General features: G+C 68.4%; 1 protein-coding gene. It reads left to right on the top strand.

All coding sequences use genetic code 11. The annotated features are described in order from the left end of the window. Positions 1-94 precede the first annotated feature (94 nt). On the top strand, positions 95-1,084 hold a 990-nt coding region (gene istA / locus AB0H36_RS48120; RefSeq protein ID WP_360539151.1), incomplete at its 3' end, for an IS21 family transposase.

The following is a 1,084-nucleotide window of genomic DNA, read 5'->3' as shown; positions in this document are numbered from 1 at the left end:
CTGTCGACGGCACGTGAAAACTGACCCCCAGACGGCAACTGAAATCTGACCCCTTTCCGAGACGCTGGCCTCAGGCGAGGTCAGGAGGAAGCGGGTGCTGACTGTGGAGGACTGGGCTGAGATTCGGCGGTTGCATCGAGCCGAGGGGATGCCGATCAAGGTGATCGCTCGGGCGATGGGGTGTTCGAAGAACACTGTGAAGCAGGCGTTGCGCAGCGATGGTGCGCCTCGGTACGAACGTGCGCCGCGGGGCTCGATGGTCGACGAGGTGGAGCCTCGGATTCGGGAGTTGTTGCGGGCGTGGCCGACGATGCCCGCGACGGTGGTCGCGGAACGGATCGGGTGGCAGCACTCGATCCGGATCCTGCGAGACCGGGTCAGCGACCTGCGGTCGGCGTATCTGCCGCCCGACCCGGCGTCACGAACGACGTATCGCCCGGGCGAGCTGGCGCAGTGCGATTTCTGGTTCCCCGAGGTGAATCTGCCGGTGGGGTTCGGCCAGACGAGGTCACCGCTGCAGCTGCCGGTGCTGGTGATGGCGTCGGGCTACTCACGCTGGTTATCGGCGCGGCTGTTGCCCTCGCGGGCGGCCGGAGATCTGTTCGCCGGCTGGTGGGCGTTGCTCGAGCGGCTCGGTGGTGTCCCCAAGGTGTTGGTCTGGGACGGCGAAGGGGCGATCGGCAGGTGGCGTCGGGGTACTGCGGAGCTGTCCGGCGATTGCCAGGCGTTCCGCGGCACGCTGGGTGCGAAGGTGATCGTCTGCAAGCCTGCAGATCCCGAGGCAAAGGGGCTGATCGAACGCGCCAACGGCTATCTGGAGACCTCGTTCCTGCCGGGCCGCCTGTTCGACAGTCCGGACGACTTCAACGCCCAGCTCGCCGGGTGGCTGCCGAAGGCGAACGCCCGCCGGATGCGGGTACTGGGCTGCTCGCCAGGCGATCGGGTCGCGGCGGATCGGGCCGCGATGCTCACCCTGCCACCGGTCGCGCCGGTGACCGGGTGGCGCAGGTCGCAGCGACTGCCGCGGGACTACTACGTCCGGCTGGACTCCAACGACTACTCGGTGCACCCGACCGCGGTCGGC

Source organism: Kribbella sp. NPDC050820 (genome assembly GCF_040653975.1).
Taxonomy (GTDB): domain Bacteria; phylum Actinomycetota; class Actinomycetes; order Propionibacteriales; family Kribbellaceae; genus Kribbella.
This window is presented reverse-complemented; position numbering and strand designations above follow the sequence as displayed.